The 26,329-nt window shown below is 70.8% G+C and carries 26 protein-coding genes and 1 riboswitch; of the genes, 15 read left to right on the top strand and 11 right to left on the bottom strand.

Annotated features, from left to right (window positions below):
* Position 1: 1 nt before the first annotated feature.
* Positions 2-823 carry a DMT family protein gene (locus IG08_RS0106840; protein WP_030597515.1) on the bottom strand — a complete coding sequence of 274 codons (822 nt, stop codon included), beginning with the start codon at positions 821-823 and terminating at the stop codon, positions 2-4.
* 126 nt (positions 824-949) lie between these two features.
* Here IG08_RS0106840 and IG08_RS0106835 point away from each other — a divergent pair, with 126 nt between their 5' ends.
* Entirely contained in the window at positions 950-1,312 is a 363-nt protein-coding gene (locus tag IG08_RS0106835; RefSeq protein ID WP_030597511.1) for a hypothetical protein, read from the top strand.
* 19 nt (positions 1,313-1,331) lie between these two features.
* On the top strand, positions 1,332-2,525 hold the full coding sequence (locus IG08_RS0106830; RefSeq protein ID WP_030597508.1) for a glutathionylspermidine synthase family protein: 1,194 nt from the start codon (positions 1,332-1,334) through the stop codon (positions 2,523-2,525).
* A 36-nt stretch (positions 2,526-2,561) separates the two neighbouring features.
* Here the strand turns inward: IG08_RS0106830 and rocD are convergent, their stop codons facing one another.
* Entirely contained in the window at positions 2,562-3,767 is a 1,206-nt protein-coding gene (gene rocD, locus IG08_RS0106825; RefSeq protein ID WP_030597505.1) for an ornithine--oxo-acid transaminase, read from the bottom strand.
* A 91-nt stretch (positions 3,768-3,858) separates the two neighbouring features.
* Positions 3,859-3,948: riboswitch (ZMP/ZTP riboswitch) on the top strand.
* Between the two features lie 41 nt (positions 3,949-3,989).
* Between rocD and IG08_RS0106820 the strand changes: the two genes are divergently transcribed.
* Complete coding sequence (locus IG08_RS0106820; RefSeq protein ID WP_030597502.1) at positions 3,990-5,438, top strand: glycine hydroxymethyltransferase; 1,449 nt, start codon at positions 3,990-3,992, stop codon at positions 5,436-5,438.
* Positions 5,439-5,474: 36 nt separating this feature from the next.
* On the opposite strand, the gene IG08_RS0106815 is transcribed toward IG08_RS0106820, so the two are convergent.
* From IG08_RS0106815 to IG08_RS0106800, 4 genes are all read right to left on the bottom strand, one after another.
* Positions 5,475-6,107: a hypothetical protein gene (locus tag IG08_RS0106815; protein ID WP_052424519.1), complete on the bottom strand. Its 633-nt coding sequence runs from the start codon at positions 6,105-6,107 to the stop codon at positions 5,475-5,477.
* A gap of 128 nt (positions 6,108-6,235) precedes the next feature.
* Positions 6,236-6,961 carry a hypothetical protein gene (locus tag IG08_RS0106810; protein WP_030597496.1) on the bottom strand — a complete coding sequence of 242 codons (726 nt, stop codon included), beginning with the start codon at positions 6,959-6,961 and terminating at the stop codon, positions 6,236-6,238.
* Positions 6,962-7,059: 98 nt separating this feature from the next.
* Positions 7,060-7,959 carry a hypothetical protein gene (locus IG08_RS0106805; protein WP_199820816.1) on the bottom strand — a complete coding sequence of 300 codons (900 nt, stop codon included), beginning with the start codon at positions 7,957-7,959 and terminating at the stop codon, positions 7,060-7,062.
* Entirely contained in the window at positions 7,946-8,506 is a 561-nt protein-coding gene (locus IG08_RS0106800; protein WP_030597490.1) for an RNA polymerase sigma factor, read from the bottom strand. Before IG08_RS0106800 ends, IG08_RS0106805 begins: the two co-directional genes overlap by 14 nt.
* A gap of 141 nt (positions 8,507-8,647) precedes the next feature.
* Between IG08_RS0106800 and trpS the strand changes: the two genes are divergently transcribed.
* The gene (gene trpS, locus IG08_RS0106795) at positions 8,648-9,661 is read left to right on the top strand and encodes a tryptophan--tRNA ligase (RefSeq protein WP_030597487.1); all 1,014 of its coding nucleotides are present in this window, start codon (positions 8,648-8,650) and stop codon (positions 9,659-9,661) included.
* Positions 9,662-9,812: 151 nt separating this feature from the next.
* Entirely contained in the window at positions 9,813-10,391 is a 579-nt protein-coding gene (locus tag IG08_RS0106790; RefSeq protein ID WP_030597485.1) for a 2'-5' RNA ligase family protein, read from the top strand.
* Between the two features lie 66 nt (positions 10,392-10,457).
* Here IG08_RS0106790 and IG08_RS0106785 read toward each other — a convergent pair whose 3' ends face one another.
* Positions 10,458-11,213, bottom strand: coding sequence for a decaprenylphospho-beta-D-erythro-pentofuranosid-2-ulose 2-reductase (locus tag IG08_RS0106785; protein WP_030597481.1), 756 nt, complete (start codon positions 11,211-11,213; stop codon positions 10,458-10,460).
* An 11-nt stretch (positions 11,214-11,224) separates the two neighbouring features.
* On the bottom strand, positions 11,225-12,574 hold the full coding sequence (locus tag IG08_RS0106780) for a decaprenylphosphoryl-beta-D-ribose oxidase (RefSeq protein ID WP_030597478.1): 1,350 nt from the start codon (positions 12,572-12,574) through the stop codon (positions 11,225-11,227).
* Between the two features lie 133 nt (positions 12,575-12,707).
* Here IG08_RS0106780 and IG08_RS0106775 point away from each other — a divergent pair, with 133 nt between their 5' ends.
* The 4 genes from IG08_RS0106775 (at position 12,708) to IG08_RS0106760 (ending at position 15,934) form a co-directional block, all read left to right on the top strand.
* The gene (locus IG08_RS0106775) at positions 12,708-13,241 is read left to right on the top strand and encodes a phosphatase PAP2 family protein (protein WP_030597476.1); all 534 of its coding nucleotides are present in this window, start codon (positions 12,708-12,710) and stop codon (positions 13,239-13,241) included.
* Positions 13,234-14,280 carry a decaprenyl-phosphate phosphoribosyltransferase gene (locus IG08_RS0106770; RefSeq protein ID WP_030597473.1) on the top strand — a complete coding sequence of 349 codons (1,047 nt, stop codon included), beginning with the start codon at positions 13,234-13,236 and terminating at the stop codon, positions 14,278-14,280. The genes IG08_RS0106775 and IG08_RS0106770 overlap by 8 nt, the downstream gene beginning before the upstream one ends.
* Before the next feature lie 308 nt (positions 14,281-14,588).
* Complete coding sequence (locus IG08_RS56805; RefSeq protein ID WP_078655481.1) at positions 14,589-15,020, top strand: GtrA family protein; 432 nt, start codon at positions 14,589-14,591, stop codon at positions 15,018-15,020.
* Positions 15,008-15,934: a YihY/virulence factor BrkB family protein gene (locus tag IG08_RS0106760; protein ID WP_030597470.1), complete on the top strand. Its 927-nt coding sequence runs from the start codon at positions 15,008-15,010 to the stop codon at positions 15,932-15,934. Before IG08_RS56805 ends, IG08_RS0106760 begins: the two co-directional genes overlap by 13 nt.
* Here the strand turns inward: IG08_RS0106760 and IG08_RS0106755 are convergent.
* Complete coding sequence (locus IG08_RS0106755; protein ID WP_030597466.1) at positions 15,882-17,207, bottom strand: D-alanyl-D-alanine carboxypeptidase family protein; 1,326 nt, start codon at positions 17,205-17,207, stop codon at positions 15,882-15,884. The genes IG08_RS0106760 and IG08_RS0106755 overlap by 53 nt on opposite strands.
* A gap of 91 nt (positions 17,208-17,298) precedes the next feature.
* Between IG08_RS0106755 and IG08_RS0106750 the strand changes: the two genes are divergently transcribed.
* From IG08_RS0106750 to IG08_RS0106730, 5 genes are all read left to right on the top strand, one after another.
* Positions 17,299-17,541 carry an SCO4848 family membrane protein gene (locus IG08_RS0106750; RefSeq protein ID WP_030597461.1) on the top strand — a complete coding sequence of 81 codons (243 nt, stop codon included), beginning with the start codon at positions 17,299-17,301 and terminating at the stop codon, positions 17,539-17,541.
* A 51-nt stretch (positions 17,542-17,592) separates the two neighbouring features.
* Positions 17,593-18,870, top strand: a complete 1,278-nt coding sequence (locus tag IG08_RS0106745; RefSeq protein ID WP_030597458.1) for a metallophosphoesterase — start codon at positions 17,593-17,595, stop codon at positions 18,868-18,870.
* Positions 18,871-18,946: 76 nt separating this feature from the next.
* Positions 18,947-19,288, top strand: a complete 342-nt coding sequence (locus IG08_RS0106740; RefSeq protein WP_030597454.1) for a hypothetical protein — start codon at positions 18,947-18,949, stop codon at positions 19,286-19,288.
* Positions 19,289-19,483: 195 nt separating this feature from the next.
* Entirely contained in the window at positions 19,484-21,040 is a 1,557-nt protein-coding gene (locus tag IG08_RS0106735) for an ABC transporter substrate-binding protein (RefSeq protein ID WP_043453438.1), read from the top strand.
* 121 nt (positions 21,041-21,161) lie between these two features.
* Positions 21,162-21,563, top strand: a complete 402-nt coding sequence (locus IG08_RS0106730; protein WP_030597449.1) for an ATP-binding protein — start codon at positions 21,162-21,164, stop codon at positions 21,561-21,563.
* Positions 21,564-21,602: 39 nt separating this feature from the next.
* Here the strand turns inward: IG08_RS0106730 and IG08_RS0106725 are convergent, their stop codons facing one another.
* Complete coding sequence (locus IG08_RS0106725; protein ID WP_030597447.1) at positions 21,603-23,045, bottom strand: sensor histidine kinase; 1,443 nt, start codon at positions 23,043-23,045, stop codon at positions 21,603-21,605.
* On the bottom strand, positions 23,042-23,746 hold the full coding sequence (locus IG08_RS0106720) for a response regulator transcription factor (protein ID WP_043453434.1): 705 nt from the start codon (positions 23,744-23,746) through the stop codon (positions 23,042-23,044). Before IG08_RS0106720 ends, IG08_RS0106725 begins: the two co-directional genes overlap by 4 nt.
* A 167-nt stretch (positions 23,747-23,913) precedes the next feature.
* On the opposite strand from IG08_RS0106720, the gene IG08_RS0106715 reads away from it, so the two are divergent.
* Positions 23,914-26,328 (top strand): MMPL family transporter, encoded by a 2,415-nt coding sequence (locus tag IG08_RS0106715; RefSeq protein ID WP_030597443.1) that lies wholly within the window; start codon positions 23,914-23,916, stop codon positions 26,326-26,328.
* Position 26,329 lies beyond the last annotated feature (1 nt).

Below are 26,329 nucleotides of genomic sequence, written 5' to 3'. Positions count from 1 at the left end.
CTCATTTCTCGGCCGGCGCCTCCCCGAACCGGGCCAGCGCCAACGCCCCCGCCACCGCGACGGCGAACCCCAGCACGGCCACCCACGCGAAGCCCTCCCGTGTACGGTCCCCCAGCCACACCACCCCCACCAGCGCGGGCCCGATCGTCTCCCCGATCACCATCCCGGCGGTCGCCGTGGTCACCGAGCCCCGCTGCAAGGCCGAGGTCAGCGACAGGAAGGCCGCGCCTCCGCCGATGAGGAGGGCGTACGTCGCCGGGTTGGCCAGCAGGTCCGACGGTGCCAGCGAGTCGATCAGCCGGACCGACACCTCGACGACCCCGAACCCGAACCCGGCCCCCAGCCCGAGCACCAGCGCACGCCCCCGCTCCGGCAGCCGGCCGCCCAGCAACCCCAGCCCCAGCACGGCCAGCGCGGTCGCGAGCATCGCGTACTTCAACGCCGCCGACCCGCCCCGGTCGCCCTCCGTCCCGGACGCGACCCCCAGCAGTGCGAGCCCGGCGCACACCACCCCCACCGCGCCCCACTCGCTCCCGCTCAGCCGAACCCGCAGCAGCCGCGCCGAGACCACCGCCGTCACCGCGAGACTCGACGCGAGCGCCGCGCCGACCGCGTAGATCGGGATCGACCGCAGCGCGGCGACCTGGAGCAGAAATCCCACTCCGTCCAGCGACAGCCCGGCCAGATACCGCCACTGCCGCACCGCCCGCAGAAACAGTGCCGCCTCGCCACCACCCCCGACGGTGGCCGCCACCCGCGCCGCCATCGCCTGCAACACCGTCGCCGTACCGAAGCAGACCGCGGCACCAAGGGCGCACACCATTCCAAAGAGCACAAAGCGACTGTAGGGGAGGAGAGGAGGGAAGGGCCGCCTGTGAACATGCTCTTACTGATCTCTAAGCTGACCGCCGGACACCGCACGACCACCACATCAACGGGGAGACACGACATGGCGGACACACGCCGGCAACTTCGCTCGGGCACGGTCGCACTCGGCGGTGTGGGACTGCTCGCCGTGGCCCTGACCGCCTGCTCCTCGGACCCCGACAAGCGCTGCGTCGACCGCGACAGTTACACCGCCACCAAGGGCTACCAGGTCGTCGCCGACAAGAACTGCAAGTCCGTCTCCACCGTCAACGGCGCCTACTACTACGGCGGCAAGAAGAAGGGCGCCTGGGTCACCGGCGGCTCCTTCACCAAGTCCAGCAAGAAGTCCGGCAGTTCCTCGACCAGCGGCGGCAGCGGCGGTGTCGACCGAGGCGGCTTCGGCAGCGACAGCGGCAGTGGCGGCAAGGGCAGCTCCGGCGGCTGAGCAACAGGACCTCGCTCTCATGAAACGCCACACCATCGAGCCCCGCCCCGGCTGGCAGCAGACCGTCGAGCAGCAGGGACTCATCTACCCCCTCACCCGCCACCCCGACGATTCCCTGCGCCCCTACTGGGACGAGAGCGCGTACTACGCCTTCGCGCTCCCCGAGGTCGAGGCGCTGGAGGAGGTCGTCGAGGAACTCCACCGCATGTGCCTGAGGGCTGCGGACCACATCGTCACGGCCGGCCGCTTCACCGACCTCGGCATCACCGACCCGCAGGTGGCCGAGGCGGTCGCCGAGTCCTGGCACCGCCGCGCCGAACTCCCTTCCGTCTACGGCCGCTTCGACCTCCGCTACGACGGCACGGGCCCCGCGAAGCTCCTCGAGTACAACGCCGACACCCCCACGTCTCTCGTCGAGGCCGCCTCACCCCAGTGGTTCTGGATGGAGGAACGCTTCCCGGGCGCCGACCAGTGGAACTCCCTCCACGAACGCCTCGTCGCCGCCTGGAAGAAGCAGGCCGCCCTCCTCCCGCCGGGCAGCCCCCTCTACTTCGCGCACTCCTCGGCCGACGAACTCGGTGAGGACCTCATGACGGTCGCCTACCTGAAGGAGACCGCGGATCAGGCCGGCCTGGACACCGACTGGATCTCGATGGAGGAGATCGGCTGGGACCCGCTGTCCGGCCGCTTCGTCGACAACCAACTCCGCTTCATCCGCAGCTGCTTCAAGCTCTACCCCTGGGAGTGGCTCACCACCGACCGCTTCGCCGGCCACGTCCTCGGCACCCTCGACAACGGCGGCGGCACGGGCAGCACCCTGTGGATCGAACCGGCCTGGAAGATGCTGCTCAGCAACAAGGCGCTGCTGGCGATCCTCTGGGAGCTGCACCCGGGGCACCCGAACCTCCTCCCCGCCTACCTCGACGGCCCACGGGAGCTGGCGACGACGACCGGCTACGTCGCCAAGCCGCTGCTGGGCCGCGAGGGTGCGGGCGTGACGATCCACGAGCCGGGCACCTCGGGCGCAGTTCGGGACGCACCCGAAGAGCCTTGCTGCTACCAGGAGTTGGCGCCCCTTCCCGACTTCGACGGCAATCGCGTCGTCCTCGGCGCGTGGGTCGTGGAGGACGAGTCGGCGGGCCTGGGCATCCGGGAGTCGTCCGGCCTGGTCACAGACGAGTACGCACGCTTCCTGCCGCACGTCATCCTCTAGCCGCGAGCCCCGGCTCACCCTGCCCCGCCCCGACGCCTACACGCCCAGCACACCCCGAAGCTGTGCCAGCCCCCAGTCCAGGTCCTCCTTGCTGATCACCAGGGGCGGCGCGATCCGGAGCGTCGCCCCATAGGTGTCTTTCGCCAGCACACCCCGGTCCATCAGCTTCTCCGAGACCTCCCTCCCCGTCCCGTACGCCGGAGCGATGTCGACGCCGGCCCACAGCCCACGCCCGCGCACCGCCGTCACCCGGCCCGTGTCGGCCAGCGCGCCCAGCTCACGGTGCAGATGCCCGCCGAGCTCCGCGGACCGCGCCTGGTACTCGCCGGACCGCAGCATCGCGATCACCTCCAGCGCCACCGCGCAGGCCAGCGGATTCCCGCCGAACGTCGACCCGTGCTCCCCGGGCCGGAACACCCCGAGCACCTCGGCGCTCGACACCACCGCCGACACCGGCACGATCCCGCCGCCGAGCGCCTTCCCGAGCACGTACATGTCCGGCACGACACCCTCGTGCTCGCACGCGAAGGTCCGTCCCGTCCGCCCCAGCCCGGACTGGATCTCGTCCGCCACGAACAGCACGTTCCGCTCGCGCGTCAGCTCCCGCACCGCCGGCAGATACCCGGCCGGCGGCACCAGCACCCCCGCCTCGCCCTGGATCGGCTCCAGGAGCACGGCGACCGTGTTCTCGGTCAGCGCCCCACGCATCGCGGTCAGATCCCCGTACGGGACGATCTCGAAGCCCGGCGTGTAGGGCCCGAAGTCCGCCCTCGCCTCCGGATCGGTGGAGAAGCTGATGATCGTCGTCGTACGGCCGTGGAAGTTGTTGCCCGCGACCACGATCTTCGCCCTCTCCGCCGGCACGCCCTTGACCCGGTAGCCCCACTTCCGGGCCGTCTTCACCGCCGTCTCCACCGCCTCCGCGCCCGTGTTCATCGGCAGCACCGACTCCATGCCGCACAGCTCGGCGAGCTCACCGCAGAACGCCGCGAACCGGTCGTGGTGGAACGCCCGCGAGGTCAGCGTCACCCGCTCCAGCTGGGCCTTCGCCGCCTCGATCAGCCGCCGGTTGCGGTGCCCGAAATTCAGCGCCGAGTAGCCGGCCAGCAGGTCCAGATAGCGCCGCCCCTCCACATCCGTCATCCAGGCGCCGTCCGCGGTGGCGACCACCACCGGCAAGGGGTCGTAGGTGTGTGCGCTGTGCGCGTCGGCCGCCGCGATGAGCGCTTCCGTCGTGGTCACGGGACCTCCCGGGGGTGCGACTGCCCTCCCTCCATGGTCGCTCGCATGGTGGACGCGGCACCTTGGGCCCGGGGTGCGCCCGGTAGGCTGGCCGACAGGCCGTGACTGGCGCGCTGGGATGGGACGGACCATCGGGGAGCGGCCTGTGAGTGATCAAGTGCCGTGCGCCTGGGCCGAACCGTGAACCGTGACCGTTTCAAGCCACGCCGCCCGGAGGCCGCCATGTCAGAGCAGCAGCCCCTCTCCACCGAGTCCACCGCCTTCCGTGCCGCGCTCGACGTGATCCGCGCCGTCGAGCCCCGCGTCGCCGACGCCATCGGCCAGGAGGTTCACGACCAGCGCGAGATGCTCAAGCTGATCGCCTCCGAGAACTACGCCTCCCCGGCCACTCTCCTCGCGATGGGCAACTGGTTCAGCGACAAGTACGCCGAGGGCACCATCGGCCGCCGCTTCTACGCCGGCTGTCGCAACGTCGACACGGTGGAGTCGCTGGCCGCCGAGCACGCCAAGGAGCTCTTCGGCGCCCGCCACGCCTACGTCCAGCCGCACTCCGGCATCGACGCCAACCTCGTCGCCTTCTGGTCCGTCCTCGCCGCCCGCGTCGAGGTCCCCGCGCTGGAGAAGGCCGGCGTCCGCCAGGTCAACGACCTCTCCGAGGCCGACTGGGCCGAGCTCCGCCGGGCCTTCGGCAACCAGCGCATGCTCGGCATGTCCCTGGACGCCGGCGGCCACCTCACCCACGGCTTCCGCCCGAACATCTCCGGCAAGATGTTCGACCAGCGCTCCTACGGCACCGACTCGGCCACCGGCCTCGTGGACTACGAGGCCCTGCGCGCCTCGGCCCGCGAGTTCAAGCCGCTCATCATCGTCGCCGGCTACTCCGCCTACCCCCGGCTGGTGAACTTCCGGATCATGCGCGAGATCGCCGACGAGGTCGGCGCCACGCTCATGGTCGACATGGCCCACTTCGCCGGTCTCGTCGCCGGCAAGGTCCTCACCGGTGACTTCGACCCGGTCCCGCACGCCCAGATCGTCACCACCACCACCCACAAGTCGCTGCGTGGTCCGCGCGGCGGCATGGTCCTGTGCGACGACTCCCTCAAGGACCAGGTCGACCGCGGCTGCCCGATGGTCCTCGGTGGCCCGCTCCCGCACGTCATGGCCGCCAAGGCCGTCGCTCTCGCCGAGGCCCGTCAGCCGTCCTTCCAGGACTACGCCCAGCGCATCGTCGACAACTCTCGCGCCCTGGCCGAGGGCCTGATGCGCCGGGGTGCGTCCCTCGTCACCGGCGGCACCGACAACCACCTCAACCTGATCGATGTCACCTCCTACGGCCTCACCGGCCGCCAGGCCGAGGCCGCTCTGCTCGAGTCCGGCATCGTCACCAACCGCAACGCCATCCCGGCCGACCCCAACGGCGCCTGGTACACCTCCGGCATCCGCATCGGTACCCCCGCCCTGACCACGCGTGGCCTGGGCACCGCCGAGATGGACGAGGTCGCCGGTCTCATCGACCGCGTCCTCACCACCACGGAGCCCGGCACCACCAAGTCGGGAGCCCCCTCCAAGGCCCAGCACGTCCTCGACCCGAAGGTCGCGGACGAGATCTCCCACCGCGCGACCGACCTCGTCGCCGGTTTCCCGCTGTACCCGGAGATCGACCTGGGCTGACAAACGCCCTCTTGAGTTGTCAAAGACCGGCGACTCTCAAAGATCGATGAGTTCCTGTCGTGGCTCCTCCCGCGGCGGTCCGGCTCCCGGCCGGGCCGCCGCGCGGCGTATCAGCCGCGTGCCGCCGACACCGGCCGCGAACCCCACGGCGAGGCCCGGAACCGCCCACCACGCACCGAGCTCCATGTCCGCGGGCCCGTCGCCGGCCTCACCGCTTGTCCGCGCCTCCACGGCCCCGCCGAGCAGCTCCGTCCGGCTCAGCTGCCCGAAGACCGCACGCGGCGCCCGATGCCAGCGGATGTCGTCGTCCGCCACCTCCGGTGCCGGATCCGTGCGCACCCACGGTGTGCCGTCCTCGGCCAGGAACAGCTGGTCCTGCCGCTCGATGGCCACATCGCCGCCGGGCGCCGCATTCGTCTGCGGCCAGCCTCCGACACCCGTCAGTCCCCAGACCACGGTGATCCGCACCGGCGGATACCGGCCCTCGGCCCAGGCATGCGGCACCCGCTCCGTGCCGGTGTAGGTGGGCTGCAGCAACTGCCAGAGACGGTCGAAGGAGGACTCGCCGGAGCGCAAGGTCGTCGTCCGGCTCGAGCCGCCGGCGATGACCAGCGCCAGGTTGGGTTGGTCGGGATCCGGTCCCTGTGCCGCCGCGTCCGCCGTCGGCATTCCGAGCACGGTCACCGCCGCTACCGCTACCGGCACGAGTGCCGTGCGCCTCGCGAGCCGTGGCCTCGTCCTTCTGCTCCGGATTCCCATCCGTCCCCCTCCAGCGCTTCCGACTTCCCCGTCACGTCTCACACATCGCGCAGTTCCTGTCGCGGCCCCGGCTCACGGCGCAGGCGGGCCGGCGGCATCCGCATCGCGAACGGCCGCAGGACCAAGGCCAGTACGGCTCCGGCTGCCAGACCCGGCAGGGCCCACCACCAATCGGCCTCGTCGTCCGCTGCCGGTGTCGGGCTCGTGGCCGCGGCGGTCTCCGGCTCCGCCGTGGCCGAGTCGTTCCCCGACTCCTGCCAGGGTGTCGGGAAGATGGCGTGGCCCTCGCCGGAGGTCTCGCCCATCAGGCCCAGGTCCTTGAGCAGGGCACGCAGTTGGCCGGGGTTCCGAGCGCGGTGCCATTCGCCGTTGACCGAAGCGGGCACGTTCTCCGCGGTGTGTATCCACACGTCGTCCGCGTCGGCCAGCGGAAAGACGCGGTCCAGTCGCCAGGGCGACACGTCGTGCACCATCCAGGTGACGTTGATCTGCCGGGCGGCGGCCAGATTGGCCTCGGGCGGCTTGTCGCGGGTGCCCGTGCCCGGGGCGCCGAGCAGTCGCTCCAACTCGCCGTACTCCTTGTCGGTGCAGTACAGCGCCGCCGTCTCCGTGCTCTGCGGTGAGACCACGAGCACGCTCGTCGGTCCGCCGGCCGACGCCGAGGACGCGCCCCAGATCATCAGCGCGAACGTCACCGCCAACGCCCCTGCCAGTGCCGCCAGTTCACGACATCGGCCGCTCCGGCCGCCCTCATGCCTGCGCATCCGAACCCCCTGCAGAAGATGCTCGTGCGGCCCGTCCGCGAGCCGCGTGTCACTTCTGGTACACCGCCCGAGGCGGCGGGGTTCCCACCCCGCGCGCACTATTTCGGAGATTCCTCCGCAGGCTCCGTGAGCGACTTCGCGATCTCCACCGCCCGCCCCTTCGACGCCACGCCTTCGAGGCGGAGCGCCACGTCCCCGCCGCCCGAGTCATGCATCCACAGCAAGGTCGGCCCGGCGGTCCGCTTCTCACGCGTGTACTGGGTCCCGTCCCGGTCCACCAGCCAGAAACTCAGCAGGTGAGGCCGTGGAAACCACAGGGCGGTGTCATTCGGCAAACCGACGTCCGAGGAGTCCTCACCCAGCGAGATCCACTCCGGCTGCTCGCGCACGCTCTTGGCGAAGCCGATGTCCAGGCTGGCCGGATACTCGTCCAGCCGGACCGTGCGTCCCTGCTCGCGCCAGCACAGAGACACCAGGAAGCGCCCCTGCGGCTCGGCCGTCACCGACACCGCGTCCGGAGTGCCCAGCGCCTCCGGCACCAGCGGTTCGAACCCCGCCCGCCGCTCGGCCTGCACCGGCGACACCGACCGCCCGCAGCCGGGCACCTCGGCCCCGTCGGAGGGCACCGCCGACGGGTCGTAGCGCACCTCGACCCCGCCGAAGTCGAACCAGTCGAGGACCGCGGCCCGCACCGGAGGCGTGAGCGCGAGGACCGCCAGCAGCCCGCACAGCGTCGCGGTCAGCGAACGCCACCGCACCCGCGTCCACTGCCGCACCGCCCGCAGCCGCTCACCGGCGCCGGACGGCTCCGCGACGGGGACCGGCACCTGATCGGCGAGTATCTGCTCCAGCACCCGCTCGACCATCGACTCGGACCCGGCCGCGCCCGGCGCGTCCAGCGAGCGCCCGAGCGCCCGCAGCTCCTCGGGCAGCCGCGACGCAGGCTCACGCGCACTCCCGCCGACGCCCTCACCGTCGTAGGACTCACTCACGCTCATCACCTCCTTCCCGAGGCTCGAAATCGGGCAGCAGCCGCCCCAGCTTGCGCAGGGCCCGGTTCAGCCGGGACTTCACCGTGCCCCGCGGCCAGCCCAGCGCCTGGGCGGTCTCGGACTCGTCCATCTCCAGGAGATAGCGGTAGGTGACGACCAGGCGGTGTTCCTCGCTCAGCCTCTCCAGGGCGGCCTGCAGTGCGACCCGGCGCTCTATCTCCAGGGCGGCCACCGCCGGGTCCGCCGACTCCGGTATCAGCGGCTCCGTCTCCACGAACGCCGCCTCGCGGCCGGCGAGCGTGCGCTGGCGCGCGGCCGTCCGCACTGTGTTCCTCGTCTCATTGGCCACGATCGACAGCAGCCACGGCTTGAACGACGCGCCGTCCCGGAACCGGCCCAGCGCGCAGTACGCCTTGACGAAGGCCTGCTGCACCACGTCCTCCGCGTCCGCTCCCGCCCCGAGCGCGGCGGCCGCCCTGAGCGCGATGCCCGTATGGGCCCGCACCAGCTCGGCGTACGCCTCCGGCTCTCCGGCGCGTACGCGTGCGATCACCGCGGCCTCATCGACGATGCGGCCCCCCTCCCGCGTCCTCACACGATTGGTACACCGCCCGGACCGGATCGGTTCCCACCTGTGTCACATCTGTTTCCGACCAGTTCCGGATCGGCCCCCGACACCTGAGAGAATGAGGACATGGCCTCTGATCGACCCCGCGTGCTCTCCGGAATCCAGCCCACCGCAGGCTCGTTCCACCTCGGCAACTACCTCGGCGCCGTCCGCCAGTGGGTGGCCCTGCAGGAGTCCCACGACGCGTTCTACATGGTCGTCGACCTGCACGCGATCACGATCCCGCAGGACCCCGCGGACCTGCGGGCCAACACCCGCCTGGCCACCGCCCAGCTCCTCGCCGCGGGCCTCGACCCGGAGCGTTGCACGCTCTTCGTCCAGAGCCACGTCCCCGAGCACGCACAGCTCGCCTGGGTCATGAACTGCCTCACCGGCTTCGGCGAGGCCTCCCGCATGACCCAGTTCAAGGACAAGTCCGCCAAGCAGGGTGCCGACCGCGCCTCCGTCGGCCTGTTCACGTACCCGATCCTCCAGGTCGCGGACATCCTGCTCTACCAGGCCAACGAGGTGCCGGTCGGCGAGGACCAGCGCCAGCACATCGAGCTCACCCGCGACCTCGCCGAGCGCTTCAACAGCCGCTTCGGCGAGACGTTCACGATCCCGAAGCCGTACATCCTCAAGGAGACGGCGAAGATCTACGACCTCCAGGACCCGTCGATCAAGATGAGCAAGTCGGCGTCCACGCCGAAGGGCCTCATCAACCTCCTCGACGAGCCCAAGGTCACCGCGAAGAAGGTCAAGAGCGCGGTCACCGACACCGACACCGTCATCCGCTTCGACCCCCAGAACAAGCCGGGCGTCAGCAACCTCCTCGGCATCTACTCGACCCTCACGGGCGAGGGGATCGCCGAACTGGAGCAGAAGTACGACGGCAAGGGCTACGGTGCGCTCAAGACGGACCTCGCCGAGGTCATGGTCGAGTTCGTGACGCCCTTCCGTGAGCGCACCCAGCAGTACCTGGACGACCCGGAGACGCTGGACTCGATCCTGGCCAAGGGCGCGGAGAAGGCGCGCGCCGTCGCCGCGGAGACCCTCTCGCAGACGTACGAGAAGGTGGGCTTCCTGCCCGCCAAGCACTGACCGTCAAGCACGAGGCGTACCACCGCACACACGTACCACTGGGCAGAGCGCTGCACATCACTACAGTTGCGCCTGCCCACAACACAGCCGTGGCCGTACAGTCGATAGCCGGACGGCTGGCAACGAACCCGACAGGACGACAGGAGACGACGTGGGGACCGTAACGATCGGCGTGTCGATCGCGGTCCCGGAGCCTCACGGCAGCCTGCTCCAGGAGCGGCGCGCGGGCTTCGGCGACGCCGCGGCTCACGGCATCCCCACGCACGTCACGCTGCTGCCGCCGACAGAGGTCGACGACAGCAAGCTGCCGGCGATCGAGGCGCACCTCACCGAGGTCGCCGCGGCGGGCCGGCCGTTCCCCATGCGGCTGTCCGGCACCGGTACCTTCCGGCCCCTGTCCCCGGTCGTGTACGTGCAGGTCGCCGAGGGCGCCGAGGCCTGCACCTGGCTGCAGAAGCAGGTCCGCGACGCCTCCGGGCCGGTGGCCCGCGAACTGCAGTTCCCGTACCACCCGCACGTCACCGTGGCGCACAGCATCGACGACGAGTCCATGGACCGTGCCTTCGAGGCGCTTGCCGACTACGCGGCCGAGTGGCCCTGCCGCGGCTTCGCGCTCTACGAACAGGGCGCCGACGGCGTGTGGCGCAAGCTGCGCGAGTTCGTCTTCGGCGGGACGGTGGTGCCGCCGCAGGCGGCCCATGCCGACCGCGGCTCCCTGCCCACCGTCTGACCGGCCCGCTACCCGACTGGACCGGCAGCCGCCGGACGACCAGATCGGTCGGCAGCCACCGGCCGACTAGATCGGCAGCCGCCGGAACACCGCCCGCGGCACGTGCCGCAGCGCCGACATCACCACCCGCAGCGCCCCCGGCACCCACACCGTCTCCGAACGGCGCCTGAGGCCCAGTTCGATCGCCGTCGCGACCGCCTCCGGCGTCGTCGCGAGCGGTGCCTCCTCCAGGCCGGCGGTCATCTTCGACCGTACGAACCCGGGGCGTACGACCATGACGTGCACGCCCGTGCCGTGCAGCGCGTCGCCCAGCCCCTGCGCGAAGGCGTCCAGACCGGCCTTGCTGGAGCCGTAGATGAAGTTGGCGCGGCGGGCCCGCTCGCCGGCGACGGAGGAGAGCACGACGAGCGAGCCGTGCCCCTGGGACTGCAACGCGCGCGCGGAGACCAGTCCCGCCGACACGGCGCCCGTGTAGTTGGTCTGCGCGACCCGCACCGCGGCGACCGGCTCGCGCTCGTCCTGTGCCTGGTCGCCGAGGATCCCGAAGGCGAGCAGCACCATGTCGATGTCGCCCTCCGAGAAGACCTTGCCGAGCACCGTCTCGTGGGACCGGGGATCGAGGGCGTCGAAGGCGACGGTGTGCACGTCGGCGCCCAGCGCACGCAATTGCGAAGCGGCCGCCTCCAGGGCGGGGGAGGGCCGTCCCGCCAGCCACACCGTACGGGTGCGACGGGCGACCAGACGGCGCGCGGTGGCCAGCGCGATCTCGGACGTACCGCCGAGGACGAGCAGGGACTGGGGGAGGCCGAAGGCGTCCTTCACGGCAGCAGCTCCTAGAGGTTGAGGCGGCGTGACAGGTCGGACACGAACACCCCGCGCGGGTCCAACTCCGCACGCAGCGCCCGGAAGTCGTCGAGGCGCGGATACATCGCGGCGAGCAGCTCGGGCCGCAGCCGGGAGTCCTTGGCGAGGTAGACACGCCCGCCGGCCGTGGCGACCTCCTCGTCCAGTTCGTCGAGGAGGGCACCGAGGCCGGGCAGGCCCGTCGGGATGTCCAGGGCGAGCGTCCAGCCCGGCACGGGGAAGGAGAGCCAGCCCGGGTCGGCGTCCCCGAAGCGCTTGAGGACGGCGAGGAAGGACGGGCACCGGCGCTCGGAGATACGGCGCACGATCCGGCGTACGGCGTCCTCCTGGTCGTGCCCGACGACGAACTGGTACTGCACGAACCCCCCGCGCCCGTAGATCCGGTTCCAGTGCGGCACCCCGTCCAGCGGGTGGAAGAACGTGGAGATCCGCTGCAGTTCGCCGGTACGCGCGCGTGGCGCCGTCCGGTACCAGAGCTCGTTGAACGCGCCCACTGTCGTCCGGGTCAGCAGGCCCTCCGGGAGGAAGGCGGGGGCGGCCGGGAACCGGGAGGTACGGAAGGCCAGTGGGTTCCTACGCGCGCGCGTGGACACCGATTCGAGCGGCGCGTGGTCGCCGCGGGTCAGTACCCCGCGGCCCGTCGCCGCGCCCCGCGCCAGCAGGTCGATCCACGCGACCGAGTAGCGGTAGCGGTGGTCGCCGGCCGTCAGACGCGCCATCAGTTCGTCGAGGTCCCGCGCGCGTTCCGTGTCGACCGACATCAGCGAGGTCTCGACCGGCTGGAGCTGGATCGTCGCGGTCAGGATCACACCGGTCAGGCCCATGCCGCCCGTGGTTGCGTCGAACAGGGGCGTGCCGCGGCCGACGGTGCGGATCCCGCCGTCGGCGGTGAGCAGCTCCAGGGACAGGACGTGGCGGGAGAAGGAGCCCGACCCATGGTGGTTCTTGCCGTGGATGTCCGCGCCGATCGCGCCGCCGACGGTGACCTGGCGCGTGCCCGGCGTCACCGGCACGAACCAGCCGAGCGGCAGCAGCACCTCCATCAGCCGGTGCAGGGAGACACCCGCGTCGCACAGCACGATCCCGCCGGCGGCGTCGATCACGTGGACGCGGTCGAGACCGGTCATGTCGAGAACAGAGCCGCCGGCGTTCTGCGCCGCGTCCCCGTACGCCCGCCCCAGGCCCCTCGGGATGCCTCCTCGGGCCCCGCAGTCCCTGACGGCCGCCACGGCCTCCTCGTACGTCCCTGGGCGGATCAGACGGGCGGCGGTGGGAGCGGTGCGGCCCCATCCCGTGACGGAAACGGTGTCGGCAGGCATGCCGGTGACCGTATCGCCCATGAGTGAGCGATTGCTTTTGAAACATACCAACTCTCCCCGAAATGGGTGATTAATGGGATGTCGCTCAATATTGCCGGAGTTCCCGCCGCGTCGACGTGAACAGTGAGTCCACATGGACCACTTCGACCGCCGACTCGACGACCGCCTCGACCACCGCACCCTTTCGGCGCTCCGGGCTCACGGCAGCGACCCGCGCGTCGCCTTCGCAGCGCGCGCCCTGTCCCGGGCCGGGGAGCACGGTGCGCTGTGGCTCGCGGTGGGCCTCGCCGGGGCCGCCGTGGACGGCGCGCGACGCGGCGCCTGGTTGCGCGGCACGGCGCTCACAGCGGGCGCGCACCTCGTCAGCATGGGCGTGAAGAGGGTGGTGCGCCGCCCGCGCCCGGCGCACGTCGAGCCCCTGGTGCGCACGGCGGGCCGGCACTCCTTCCCGAGCTCCCACGCGACCTCCGCCGCGGCCGCCGCCGTCGCCTACAGCGCGCTGGGGGCGCGCGGCGCGCGCGTGATCCCGCCGCTCGCCGCCGCGATGTGTGTCTCGCGCCTGGTCGTCGGCGTCCACTACCCCTCGGACGTGGCGGCGGGCGTGGCCCTGGGGGCGCTCACGGCGCGCATCGGGTCGCGCTGGATGACAGGGAGCGCTCATGACTGAGACAGCGCCCCTCGCGAACGGCGCGCGCACCCAAGACGCGGCGCTGCCCGAACAACACACGCCCCCACCACACGCCTCACCACTCCGAACAGGCGCTTTCCGCCCCTTCCGCTCCTTCCACCCCCTCCGCAACCTTCCAGGAGGCGCCCTCCTACAAGGCCTCCTCAAGACAGCGCGCCCCAAACAGTGGGTGAAGAACGTCCTGGTCGTCGCCGCCCCCGCCGCCGCAGGCCGGCTCTTCTCCACCCACGCCCTCACCCAACTCGCCCTCGTCTTCGTCCTCTTCACCGCCTGCGCCGCCGCGGTCTACCTGATCAACGACGCGCGCGACGCCGAGGCCGACCGCGCGCACCCCACCAAGCGGCACCGCCCGGTCGCCGCCGGACAGGTCCCGGTCCCCCTCGCGTACGCCGTCGGCGGCGCCCTCGCCGTCCTCGCGCCGGCCGCCGCGGTGTGGCTGTGCCCGCCCCTCGTACCGGCCCTGCTCACCGCGTACCTCGGCATGCAACTGGCCTACTGCGTCAGCCTGAAGCACGTCCTTGTCGTCGACCTCGTCGTCGTCACGACCGGGTTCCTGATGCGGGCGATGATCGGAGGGCTCGCGCTCGGCATCCCGCTGTCGCGCTGGTTCCTGATCACGACGGGGTTCGGCGCGCTGTTCATGGTGTCGGCCAAGCGGTACTCCGAAGCGGTCCAGATGTCGGGGCAGGCGGGCGCCACGCGCGCGTTGCTCACCGAGTACACGACCGGATACCTGCGCTTCGTCTGGCAGTTGGCGGCCGGCGTCGCCGTGCTCGGCTACTGCCTGTGGGCGTTGGGAGAAGGCACCGTGCCGCACCCCGGCGTCCAGCACACCGGCCTCCTCCCCTGGCGGCAGCTCTCCATGGTCGCCTTCATCCTCGCGATCCTCAGATACGCCGTCTTCGCCGACCGCGGCACGGCCGGCGAGCCCGAGGACGTCGTCCTGCGCGACCGCGCCCTCGCCGTCATCGGCCTGACCTGGCTCGCGATGTACGGCTTGGCCGTGGCCAAATGGTAGGCACCAGACAGAAACCAGCAGGCAACGACCGGGAATCGGCAGGGACCCACCGGCAACCGGCAGGCAGCGACCGGGAATCGGCAGGGACCCACCGGCAACCGGCAGGCAACGACCGGGAATCGGCAGGCAGCCGCCAGCAACCGGCAGGCAGCCGCCGAGAATCGGCAGACACTCACCAGCAACCGGCAGACACTCACCAGCAACCGCCAGGCACCCACCGGCAATCGGCAGGCAGCCGTCAGCAACCGGCGTGCACCCACCAGCAACCGACAGCCACCCACCAGCAACCGACAGCCACCCGCAGGGAACTGCTCGGCTTCGCCGCCGCAGGCCTCCTCGCCTACGCTGCCGACCTGGCCCTCTTCACCTACCTGCGTGGCCCGGCCGGCCTCGAGCCCCTCACCGCGAAGGCGCTCTCCTTCGTCGCGGGCTGCTCGGTGGCGTACGCGGGCAACGCGCTCGGCACGTACCGGCACACACGGCCGAAGGGCCTCAAGCCGTACGCCGTCTTCTTCGCGGTGAACATCGCCGGTGCTTTCGTCCAGCTGCTGTGCCTCACCGTGAGTCACTACGGCCTCGGCCTCACCTCGCAGCGCGCGGACACCGTCTCCGGCGCCGGAATCGGCATGGCGCTCGCCACTGTCCTGCGCTTTTGGGGCACTCGGACACTGGTCTTCCGTACGGGGGCCAGAGTTGGATCTTGGACTGATGAGGGCAGAGTCGGATCATGGACTGGCTGAAGAAACTCCCCGTGGTCGGGCCCCTGTGGGTGCGCCTGACGGCCACGCACGCGTGGCGGTCGTACGAGCGGCTGGACCGGGTGAAGTGGACCCGGCTGGCCGCCGCGATGACGTTCACGAGCTTCGTCGCGCTCTTCCCGCTGCTCACCGTGGGTGCCGCGGTCGCCGCCGCCACACTCAGCAAGGAGCAGCAGGACAAGCTGCAGGACAAGATCGCCGAGCAGGTGCCCGGCATCGCCGACCAGCTGAACATCGACGGACTGGTCCAGAACGCCGGCGCCATCGGCCTCATCGCCGGCGTCGTCCTGCTGTTCACCGGCATCGGCTGGGCCGGCTCGATGCGCGAGTGTCTGCGCGCGGTGTGGGAGCTGCCCGACGACGAGGAGAACCCGGTCCTGCGCAAGGCCAAGGACCTGGGCATCCTCGTCGGGCTCGGCGGCGCCGTCCTCGTCACCCTCGCCACCTCCACCGTCGCCTCCGCGATGGTGGGCTGGATCACCGACGAGCTCGGTATCGACCGGGAAGGCTGGGGCAGCGTCCTGCTGCAGATCATCGCCTTCGTCGTCGCCGTACTGGCCGACTTCCTGCTCCTGCTGTACGTCCTGACGCTGCTGCCCGGCGTCGAGCCCACGCGCCACCGCCTGTTCGTGGCCGCCTTGACCGGCGCGATCGGCTTCGAGCTGCTGAAGCTGCTGCTGAGCGGCTATATGCAGGGTGTGGCGGCGAAGAGCATGTACGGCGCGTTCGGCGTGCCCGTCGCCCTGCTGCTGTGGATCAACTTCACGTCGAAACTGGTGCTGTTCTGCGCCGCCTGGACGGCGACGCAGAGCAAGGAGGCCGAATCCACAGAAGCTGCAGCCGTCACGGACGAGAGCGACGACGTACCAGATCCGGCAGCGGCCAGCGGCGGTTGACCAGGAACGCGGCACCCGCGAGCAGCACCAGCAGCCCGCCGGTGATCGCGAGCGCGATCCCGATGCCGCCGGAGCCGCCCTCGGCGGTGGCGCCCGCGACCGGCTTGGCGGAGGAGTCGGCACCCCCGGCCTCCCCGGCCTCTCCGGAGGCCCCGGGCTGGGCGCTCGCCTGCGCCGCGCTCTTCGGCGGCACCAGCTCACCCACGGGCTCCACCTTGCCGGCCGCCTTGAAGCCCCAGTCGAAGAGCTTCGCGGTCTCCTTGTAGACCTCGTTGTGCTCGTTCTTCGACGGGTTCATGACGGTGACGAGCAGCACTTTGCCGTTGCGTTCGGCAACGCCGGTGAAGGTGGCGCCGGCGTTGGTGGTGTTGCCGTTCTTGACGCCCGCGATGCCCTGGTACTGCGAGATGTCGTAGTCGCCGCTGAGCAGCCGGTTGGTGTTCTGGATCTCGAAGGACTTGCGGACGGTCTTGCCCTTCTTGTTCTTCTTCGTCTCGCCCGGGAACTTCGCGGTGACCGTCGAGCAGTACTCGCGGAAGTCCGGGTTCTGCAGTCCGGAGCGGGCGAACAGCGTCAGGTCGTAGGCGGAGGAGACCTGGCCGGGCTGGTCGTAGCCGTCGGGGCTGACGACGTCGGTGTCGAGGGCCTGGAGCTCCTCGGCCTGCTCGTTCATCTGCTTGACGGTGTTGTCGACGCCGTCGTTCATCGCGGACAGCACGTGCACGGCGTCGTTGCCGGAGCGAAGGAAGACGCCGAGCCAGAGGTCGTGGACCGTGTAGGTCTCGCCCTCCTTTATCCCGACCAGGCTGGAGCCGGCGCCGATGTCCGCGAGGTCCGAGGGGACGACCTTGTGCTTCTCGGTCTTGGCGAACTTCGGCAGCAGCGTGTCCGCGAACAGCATCTTCAGGGTGCTCGCCGGGGGCAGCCGCCAGTGCGCGTTGTTCGAGGCGAGTACGTCGCCGGACTCGGCGTCGGTGACGATCCAGGAGCGCGCGGTCAGGCCCTTGGGCAGCACCGGGACCCCGCTCGCCAGATTGACCTGTGTCCCGGCCTGGCCGAGGCGGGCGCCGCCCACGGTCGACATCTTCGCCGGGGGAGTGGCCGACGGACTCGTACTCGGCGAAGCCGAAGACGACGACGCCGAAGACGACGAAGACGAAGGCGACGGCGAAGGCGCCGCGAAGGCGGGCGCGGCCGTCAGCGCGAGGGACGACAGAACTGAGGCAGAGGTGACCAGCAGGGATCGCCTGGCGGTCTTCTTGGGTGCGGGCACGGTCAGGAACGTACATGCCGCGGAGCGTGAAGTCCCGCCCCCCTCCCCACCCCGGCCGTGGGACCGGCCACCCGGCGGCGATACTGGACGTATGAAGCTCAGCCGCCCCGTCTCCTGGTTCCTGCTCGCCTTCGGGGTGTGGAGCTGGATCATCTGGATCACTTTCGTCAAGAACCTCGTCAAGGACGCCAGCGGACTCGCGTTCGACGACGCGGGCGACCCTACGGCGTACTTCTGGGTGCACCTGACGCTGGCTGTCGTTTCCTTCGTACTGGGGACGGTCGTCGGGGGCATCGGGTTGCGCGGAGTGCGCGCATTGCGCCGGACCTCATAAGCCGCGCACAGCGCCGGATGTCATGACCGCAGACCAGGGGGAATCCACGCCGTGATCATCGTCTTTGTCCTGATCGTCCTGCTGACCCTGGCCGTCCTGGTGACGGCCAACTGGTACGTGTGGCGCCGCCTGTTCCGCGACACCACCAGCGGTCCCGGGTGGGTCCGCCGTACGGGCGCGGTGGTCGTCGCCGGCGGTTGGGTGCTGGTGGTCGGCGCCGTCGCCGCGGAGCGGGCCGGGGCCCCTTTCTGGCTGCAGCGCGTGCTGGGCTGGCCGGGTTACCTGTGGATGGCGCTGTCGATCTACCTGCTGCTCGCCGTGGTGGCGGGTGAGGCCGTACGACCGCTGCTGCGACGTCTCCTCGAACGGCGGGACGGGCGACGCGCACCCGCCCCGGCCGCCGCCGTACCGCATCCGGAGTCCGTGCCGACAGGGGCGCCGCACAAAGAGCCGCAGGAGCCCGAAGAGTCCCAGGCCCCCGACTCGCCCCGCCTCGTGGCCGCCCCCTCCCGCCGCCTCTTCGTCTCGCGCGTCGTCGGCGGTGCCGCCGCCGCGGCCGCGCTCGGGACCGTCGGCTACGGCACGTACGGCGTGCTGCGCGGACCGAAGGTCAAGCGGGTCACCGTCCCGCTGGCCAAGCTCCCGCGCGCGGCACACGGTTACCGGATCGCGGTGGTCAGCGACATCCACCTGGGCCCGGTCCTGGGCCGCGGCTTCGCCCAGACGGTCGTCGACACCATCAACTCCACGCAGCCCGACGTGATCGCGGTCGTCGGCGACCTGGTCGACGGCAGCGTGAAGGACCTCGGCCCCGCTGCGGCGCCACTCGCCCAACTCCGGGCCCGGCACGGCGCGTTCTTCGTCACCGGCAACCACGAGTACTTCTCCGGCGCCGAACAGTGGGTCGAGGAGGTGCGCCGGCTCGGCCTGCTCCCGCTGGAGAACGCCCGTGAGGAACTGGCGTACTTCGACCTCGCCGGCGTCAACGACATCGCGGGTGAGAGCGAGGGCCAGGGCCCCGACTTCACCCGGGCCCTCGGCGACCGGGACACGGCACGCGCGTGCGTGCTCCTCGCCCACCAGCCCGCCCAGATCCACGACGCCGTCGAGCACGGCGTCGACCTCCAGCTCTCCGGCCACACCCACGGCGGCCAGCTCTGGCCCGGCAACTTCGTCACGGCGGCGGCGAATCCGACCCTGGCGGGCCTGGAGCGCTACGACGACACTCAGCTGTACGTCACCAGGGGCGCGGGCGCGTGGGGGCCGCCCACGCGCGTGGGAGCGCCGTCGGACATCACGGTGATCGAACTGGCGTCGAAGCAGGCCTGAGGTCCCCCTCGACCCTGGCGGGTTCCGCAGCGCCACGGCGATACTCGGCCCACACCGAGCCCGAGGAGCGCACGCCATGACCGATGTGTCCCTGCTGCGCCTCGCGCGCACCAGACCCGTGCAGTTCGCCCTGTTCGAGACGCTGCTCACCGGTGTCTGCGCGCTGGTCTGGTACGCGTTCGCGGGACTTCTGTACCTGGAGAGCCAGTCCGAGGCGGAGTGGGAGCCCGACTATCCGCCCGCCGGACCCTACTTTCTGATGTCGTACGTCGCCGCCCTCTCGCTGCCGGTCACCTGGGCGCTGCGATGCGTTCCCGTCCCGCCGCTGCGGCGGTTCGTGGACAAGGTCATTCTGGTGCGCGGGGTCGCGTCGATCGCGGTGTGCGTCGGCGGTTTCGTGTTCGCGGTGGCCTACTGAGGCCAGGTCCGGGGCGATCGACCGGACATGCTGTGCGGGCCCTGTGAAACCTGCCGGAAACCCCTTGCGGTAACTGTTTCCCCAACTCAACAAATCCCTCTTCCCCCAGGTGAAACACCTGTGCTTAGGTGATCCGCGCCACTAGGGGAGTGGCATATGCGCTGGGACTCATAGGGGTCTGGGGAGGGCAAACCGATGCGTTCGGTTCGCATGCGGGTTCTCGCGACGCTGCTCGTACTGGGAGTCGTGGCAGTGGGCGGCTGGCAACTGCTGCCGTCGCAGGAGGACGCGGGCAAGACGATCACGGTGGGGACGACGGACGCCGTCACCTCGCTGGACCCGGCCGGCGCCTACGACGCCGGTTCCTGGGCGCTGTTCAGCAACGTCTTCCAGTCACTGCTGACCTTCGAGCCGGGCACCGTGGCGCCCGTGCCCGACGCGGCCGAGAGCTGCAAGTTCACGGGCGGCGACCTGGTTACCTACCGCTGTGAGCTGCGCAAGGGCCTCACCTTCCCGAGCGGCCGGGAGATGACCGCCGAGGATGTGAAGTACTCCTTCGACCGGGTCAAGAAGATCAAGTCCGACGTCGGCCCGTCGTCCCTCCTCGACACCCTCAAGTCGGTCAGCGCGAAGGATCTCACCGTCACCTTCCGGCTGTCCTCGCCCGACGCCACCTTCCCGTTCAAGGTCGCCACGGGGGCCGGCGCGATCGTCGACCGCACCAAGTACCCGGCGAACTCCCTGCGCACGGACAACGGCGTCGACGGCACCGGACCGTACGAGCTGACGGCGTATACGAAGGAGAAGAAGGCGGTCCTCGCGCCCAACGGGAACTACGAGGGCGCCGAGAAGGACACCGGCCGGCCCATCGAACTGCGCTACTACGCCACCCCGGAGAAGCTCGACAGCGCCTGGAAGGCGAAGCAGGTCGACGTCGCCACCCGCCAGCTGCCGCCCAAGATCCTCGCCGGGCTCAACGCGAGTGACCCCGGCCAGCGCCTCTCCGAGGCCGACAGCGCCGAGACCCGCAACCTCTACCTCAACACCCGGGCCGACACGCCCCTGCACGACGTCAGGGTGCGCCAGGCCATGGCCTGGCTGATCAGCCGCGAGCAACTGGTCGCCTCGGTGTACGAGGGGACGCAGGACCCGCTGTACTCGCTGATCCCGACGGGCATCACCGGCCACACCACGTCGTTCTTCGACGCCTACCCCGAGCCGAACGCCAAGAAGGCGCGCGCCCTGCTCGAGGAGGCCGGAGTGACCCTCCCGGTCAGCTTCACCTACGGCTACGCCGAGGGCCGCGGCGCGGCCGGCGCGGAGGCCAAGGAGCTCAAGCGGCAGCTGGAGGCGGGCGGCCTGTTCAAGGTGACGCTCAAGGGCTACGAGTGGTCCGACTTCCAGCAGCGCTGGGCGACCGGGAAGCTGGACGCGTACGCGGTCGGCTGGGTGGCCGACTATCCCGACCCGGACACCTTCGGCGCCCCGCTCGTCGGCACGGACGGCACCATGAACACCGGTTACAGCAGCACCGAGGTCGACCGGCTGATTCAAGCCAGTCAGCAGTACGCCGACCGCGGCGAGGCCGACCAGGACTTCCGTGATCTGCAGGCGGCGATCGCCCGCGACGTTCCGGTCATCCCGCTGACGCAGGCCAAGGAGTACGTCGTGGCCAGCGAGGACGTGGGCGGCGGCCAGTATCTGTCGGACGGCACCGGTGTCTTCCGGCTCTGGCGCCTCAACCGGATCTGATCCCGACGCGATTGCGCCGTATCTGACGGGTTTCCGCGGATCGGCATTCGCCCGAGTGACGCCGGGCAGCCACTCAACGCAGCACCATGTGACGGAGGTGTGGGCGGGGTGAGGAGCAAACGTGTTGAGACGCAACTCCTTCCGGCTGCCCCGGCATCCGGCTTCCGTCGGTCTTGCCAGGCGCCGGGTCAGGGACCACTTGGCCGACTGGGGACACGGACCGGACGATCAGGCGCTGGCGGACGCGGTGCTGCTGGTGTCCGAGCTGGCGACCAATGTCGTACGCCACGGCCCGCTCCTGGAGCGGGAGTTCGAGGTCGCGGTGACCGCTCTCGCCGACGGCTCCTGCCTCATAGAGGTCTCCGACGAGGGCCGGATGGAGCCCCGGCTGCGGGTGGTCGGCGAGTGGGAGGAGACCGGCCGCGGCCTCCATCTGGTGGAGAACATCGCCGAGGCCTGGGGGGTGTGGAGCAGGGGGCGGCACGGGAAGACCGTGTGGGCCCTGGTGATCGCCCACACATGAGACGTACCAGTGGAGTCACGACCGTACGGACGCCCCGCGCTACGGCCGTACGACCGCCCGCGCCGGCAGCGTGACCGTCACCGCCAGCCCCGCGCCCGGCGCCGTGCGCACCGCCACCTCGCCGCCGTGCGCCCGCACGACCCCCTGCACGATCGCCATGCCGAGCCCGCTGCCCGCACCCCCGCCGCACCGGAAGAACCGGTCGAAGATACGCGCCGCGTCCTCCTCGCCGAGCCCCGGCCCCTCGTCGGCGACACACAGCCGTACGACGCCGTCCTCGCGCTCCACACCGAGGTGCACCGGCACGTCGGCGGGTGTGTGCGTGCGGACGTTGCCCACCAGGTTGCCGAGGACCTGTCTGAGGCCCGACTCGTCGGCGTGCACGAGCAGGGAGCCGTCGGCGCCGACCGCGATGGGCCGCTCCGGCTGCTGCACCCGCAGATCCTCGGCCGCGTCCCGCACCAGTCGGCTCAGGTCGACGTTGCGGAAGCGGAGTTCGGGCTGCTGGTCGAGGCGGGCGAGGGTGAGCAGCTCGTCGACGAGCCGCCCCATGCGGTCGGTCTCCGCCAGCACCCGCGCCCAGGCGCGCTTGCGTTCGTCCGGGTCCTGCAGCATCCCCTTGTCATAGAGCTGGAGGTAGCCGCGTATCGCGGACAGCGGGGTGCGCAGTTCGTGCGAGGCGTCGGCGACGAAGCTGCGCAGCTGGGCCGCGCTGCGCTCGCGCGTGCGGTACGCCGACTCGACCTGCTGGAGCATGGAGTTGAGGGCGACCCGGAGCTGCTCGACCTCCAGGGTGGCCTCGCTGCTGGAGGGGACGCGCCGGGTCAGGTCCCCCTCGGCGATCGCCGACGAGGTCTCCACCATGTCCTCCAGCGGCTGCATCCGGCGCCGGACGCTGAGCATCGTCAGACAGGCCAGCAGCGCCAGCAGCAGGGTGCCGATGGCGAGATCGAGCTTGACGGCCTTGGCGATTCCTCTGTGGACGGCCTCGGTGGAGGTGGCGAGCAGGATGTACGTGCCGTCGGCCAGGCGGGTCGCGGTCGCCCGGTAGGCGTCGCCGCGCACCCGGATGTCACGCGGCTCGGTGCCGGCGGCCAGCGCCCGCGGGTCGTCCACGGCGGCCGCGAGGTCCCGCTGGACGTCGCTCGGGCTGAAACCGGCCAGGGAGACCGTCCCGCCCCGCACGTCGACGGCGGCGAGGATTTGTTCCGGCCGCGCCTGCCCCTGGTCCTGCTGCAGGAATCGTTCACGCACGATCGCCAGGTCGCTCAGCCCGTCGATCATCTGCATCGTCAGCTGTGAACCGCCCAGCGACTCGCGGGTCTTGGTCAGCTCGGAGTCGATCTGGTCGAGCAGGTAGTACCGCATGCCCATCACGCTCACGGCGGTCGCCGCGACGATGCCGAGCGCCAGCAGCGCCACGTTCGCCAGCGTGAGTTTGGCGCGCAGCGAGTGGATGGAGCGGGTGCACGGAATCCTCATGCGAGCCCGTATCCCACACCCCGCCGGGTGGTGATGACCGGCGCCCCCAGTGCGTCCAGCTTGCGCCGCAGATAGCTGATGTAGGTCTCCACGACGGTCGACTCGGGCGGTGTGTGCTCGTACTGCCAGACGTGGCGCAGGAGTTGCTCCTTGGGCACGATCCGACCGCCGTTGCGCACCAGGAAGCGCAGCAGGGCGTACTCGGTGGGGGTGAGCTGGACCGTGCGGCCGTCGCGGTGCACCGAGTACGTCGTCTCGTCCAGCTCCAGGTCGCCGTATCTGAGCGGTGGCCGTTGCGGGAGGACGTCGGCCGGGCGGGTGCGGCGCAGCACCGCCGTGATCCTCGCGACCACCTCGTCGATGTTGAACGGCTTGGTGATGTAGTCGTCGCCGAAGCCGAGGGCGCCGACGACCTCGCCGGGCGCGTCTCGCGCGGTCAGGAACACGAGCGCCAAGTCGGGCCGCCTGTCGCGCAGTTCACGCCCCAGGGCCCGGCCGTCCCCGTCGGGGAGCATCACGTCGAGGAGGGCGGCGTCCGGGCGGGTGCGCTCGGCCAGCGCGAGCGCCTCGCGGACGCTGCCCGCGACCATCACCTCGAAGCGGTGGTAGCGCAGGGCGATGGCGAGGACGTCCGCGATGCTCTCCTCGTCCTCCACGACCAGCACGGTGCCTGGACCCGCGGTGCCTGGACCCGTCGTCATGCCCCCAGTATCGGCGCGCCCACTGACAGTCGGGCCGGTTCGCGCTTTGGAGTTCCTTGAGAGTCATGCGCTCGCGGTGTCCACGCGTGCGTGCCGCCGCCAATTCTGTTGCCCAGGACCTGGGGGACCAACCGACGACCGACTGGGGAGTGTTGAGCGTGGCGGCATTGGCACGGTGGTGCTATCGGCACCGGCTGGTGGTCCTGTTGCTGTGGGTGGGGACCGTGTTCGGTCTGGGCTTCGCGGGTTCCGCCGCGGGCACGGACTACGCGAACACCTTCTCCCTCCCGAACACGGACTCCAAGCGCGCGTACGACCTGATGGAGAAGGCCTTCCCGCAGAGCTCGGGCGACATCGACACGGTGGTGTGGAAGGTCGACGAGGGATCGGTACGGGACCAGTCCGTACGGTCCCGGATCGAGCCCGCACTCGAGGAGATCGGGGCGATGAAGGGGGTCGGCGAGGTCACCGGCCCGTACACGGCGGACGGCGCGGCGCAGATCAGTGAGAACGGGCGGATCGCGTACGCCCAGGTCACCTTCACCGACCAGGCCAACGCCGTACCCAAGGCGCTGGTCGAGGACGTCGTCGACACCGCACAGGCCGCCGAACAGGGCGGACTCCAGGTCGAGCTGGGCGGCCAGGCGATCACCCGGACCCAGGAGCCGCCGACCGGCGTCGCCGAGATGGTCGGCATCGTCGCCGCGGCGGTCGTGCTCTTCCTGGCCTTCGGCTCGCTCTTCGCGATGCTGCTGCCCCTCGTGGTGGCGGTCGCGGCCCTCGGCACCGGCCTGATGGCGACCTCGCTGCTCAGCCATGTCACCGACGTGCCCGAAGTCGCCCCGTTGCTCGGCTCGTTGATCGGCCTCGGCGTCGGCATCGACTACGCCCTGTTCATCGTGACCCGGCACCGGAAGGGCATCCTGCGCGGCATGAAGCCCGAGGAGTCGGCGGTCACGGCCCTCAACACGTCCGGCCGCGCGGTGCTGTTCGCGGGTGGCACGGTGTGCATCGCGCTCGCCGGAATGCTGGTGATGAACATGCGCTTCCTGGACGGCGTGGTCATCGCGACCTCGCTGACCGTCGTCCTGAGCGTGCTGGCCGCGACCACTCTGCTGCCCGCGCTCCTCGGGCTGCTCGGCATGCGCGTCCTCAGTCGCCGCCAGCGGCGCCGGCTCGCCGTGACGGGACCGGAACCGGAGCACACGAGCGGGCTCGCGGCGCGCTGGTCGTCGTACGTCCAAAGGCGCCCGCGCTCGGTGGCCGCACTGGCCCTGCTGGTGATGCTGGTCCTGGCGCTGCCCGTCCTGTCGATCCGGCTCGGCGCCACCGACCAGGGCAACCACCAGGAGTCGACGACGACCCGGCAGGCCTACGACCTGCTCGCCGAGGGCTTCGGCCCCGGCTTCAACGGCCCGCTCCAGGTGGTCGTTTCCCAAGGCGACGCCCAGGGGCTGGTCTCCGGTATCGAGTCCACCGAGGGCGTGGCGCAGGTGGCCGCCGCCCCGCCCGCGAACGGCATCACGGTGATCCAGGTGGTCCCGACCACGTCACCGCAGTCCGAGGCGACCGACCAACTCATCGACCGCCTGCGCGATGACGTGATCCCCGAGTCGGGTACCGAGGCCCATGTCGGCGGCGTCACGGCCGTCTTCAAGGACTTCGCGTCCGTGACGGGCGAGCGCCTGCCCTACTTCATCGTGGCGATCATCTCGCTGGGCTTCCTGCTTCTGCTCATCGCGTTCCGCTCCCTGGTGGTCCCGCTGACCGCGGCGCTGATGAACCTGGTCGCGGCGGCCGCGTCCTTCGGCGTCCTGGTCGCGATCTTCCAGTGGGGCTGGGGCACGGAACTCCTCGGCATCGGCAAGGAGGGTCCGATCACGGCGTTCCTGCCGGTCATCATGCTCTCGCTCCTCTTCGGCCTCTCGATGGACTACCAGGTCTTCCTGGTGAGCCGGATGCACGAGGAGTGGGTGCACACGAAGGACAACGCGCGAGCGGTCCGAGTGGGCCTGGCCGAGACCAGCCGGGTCATCAACTGCGCGGCCCTGATCATGATCTGCGTCTTCTCTGCCTTCGTCCTGAGCGGCGACATGGAGGGCGCGATGGCGGGCATAGGCCTCGCGGCCGCGGTCGCCCTGGACGCGTTCATCCTGCGTACGGCCCTGGTGCCGGCCGCGATGCACCTGCTCGGCAACTCCAACTGGTGGCTGCCGGCGGGGCTGGAGAAGCGGCTGCCGCACCTGGCGGTGGAGCCGAAGGAGGAAACGGCTCTGCCTGACGTGGTGGGGGACGGTCCGGCCTCGGTGATCCACGGCTTCGTCCGGACGGCGGACGGCGAGCCGATGGAGGGCGCGGCCGTGACGCTGCTGTCGGCCGGCGGGCGTCAACTGGACCGGGTCGTGTCGCTGGCGGACGGCTCGTACATCGTCTCGGTGCCGGCACCGGGGACGTATCTGCTGTCGACGACTGCTTCGGCGTACGGCTCGCGGGTGCGGCATGTGGTCGTGGGGGAGGAGCCGTTGGTGTACGACGTGGAGGTGGCGGAGGTTTCGGAGGGCGAGGTCGACGCCGTCAACTGAG

The sequence above is a fragment of the Streptomyces fulvoviolaceus genome, assembly GCF_000718165.1.
Classification (GTDB): domain Bacteria; phylum Actinomycetota; class Actinomycetes; order Streptomycetales; family Streptomycetaceae; genus Streptomyces; species Streptomyces fulvoviolaceus.
The sequence above is the reverse complement of the archived record's forward strand: the minus strand, read 5'-3'. Positions and strand labels throughout refer to the sequence as shown.

Coding starts and splice junctions, on each gene's coding strand:
- IG08_RS0106725 (WP_030597447.1), bottom strand. CDS start 23,045: ATGAGGATTCCGTGCACCCGCTCCATCCACTCGCTGCGCGCCAAACTC.
- IG08_RS0106775 (WP_030597476.1), top strand. CDS start 12,708: ATGGACCACTTCGACCGCCGACTCGACGACCGCCTCGACCACCGCACC.
- IG08_RS0106780 (WP_030597478.1), bottom strand. CDS start 12,574: ATGCCTGCCGACACCGTTTCCGTCACGGGATGGGGCCGCACCGCTCCC.
- IG08_RS0106835 (WP_030597511.1), top strand. CDS start 950: ATGGCGGACACACGCCGGCAACTTCGCTCGGGCACGGTCGCACTCGGC.
- IG08_RS0106720 (WP_043453434.1), bottom strand. CDS start 23,746: ATGACGACGGGTCCAGGCACCGCGGGTCCAGGCACCGTGCTGGTCGTG.
- IG08_RS0106760 (WP_030597470.1), top strand. CDS start 15,008: ATGGACTGGCTGAAGAAACTCCCCGTGGTCGGGCCCCTGTGGGTGCGC.
- trpS (WP_030597487.1), top strand. CDS start 8,648: ATGGCCTCTGATCGACCCCGCGTGCTCTCCGGAATCCAGCCCACCGCA.
- IG08_RS0106805 (WP_199820816.1), bottom strand. CDS start 7,959: ATGAGCGTGAGTGAGTCCTACGACGGTGAGGGCGTCGGCGGGAGTGCG.
- IG08_RS0106840 (WP_030597515.1), bottom strand. CDS start 823: ATGGTGTGCGCCCTTGGTGCCGCGGTCTGCTTCGGTACGGCGACGGTG.
- IG08_RS0106770 (WP_030597473.1), top strand. CDS start 13,234: ATGACTGAGACAGCGCCCCTCGCGAACGGCGCGCGCACCCAAGACGCG.
- IG08_RS0106750 (WP_030597461.1), top strand. CDS start 17,299: ATGAAGCTCAGCCGCCCCGTCTCCTGGTTCCTGCTCGCCTTCGGGGTG.
- IG08_RS0106820 (WP_030597502.1), top strand. CDS start 3,990: ATGTCAGAGCAGCAGCCCCTCTCCACCGAGTCCACCGCCTTCCGTGCC.
- IG08_RS0106815 (WP_052424519.1), bottom strand. CDS start 6,107: ATGCCGACGGCGGACGCGGCGGCACAGGGACCGGATCCCGACCAACCC.
- IG08_RS0106740 (WP_030597454.1), top strand. CDS start 18,947: ATGACCGATGTGTCCCTGCTGCGCCTCGCGCGCACCAGACCCGTGCAG.
- IG08_RS0106735 (WP_043453438.1), top strand. CDS start 19,484: ATGCGTTCGGTTCGCATGCGGGTTCTCGCGACGCTGCTCGTACTGGGA.
- IG08_RS0106830 (WP_030597508.1), top strand. CDS start 1,332: ATGAAACGCCACACCATCGAGCCCCGCCCCGGCTGGCAGCAGACCGTC.
- IG08_RS0106810 (WP_030597496.1), bottom strand. CDS start 6,961: ATGCGCAGGCATGAGGGCGGCCGGAGCGGCCGATGTCGTGAACTGGCG.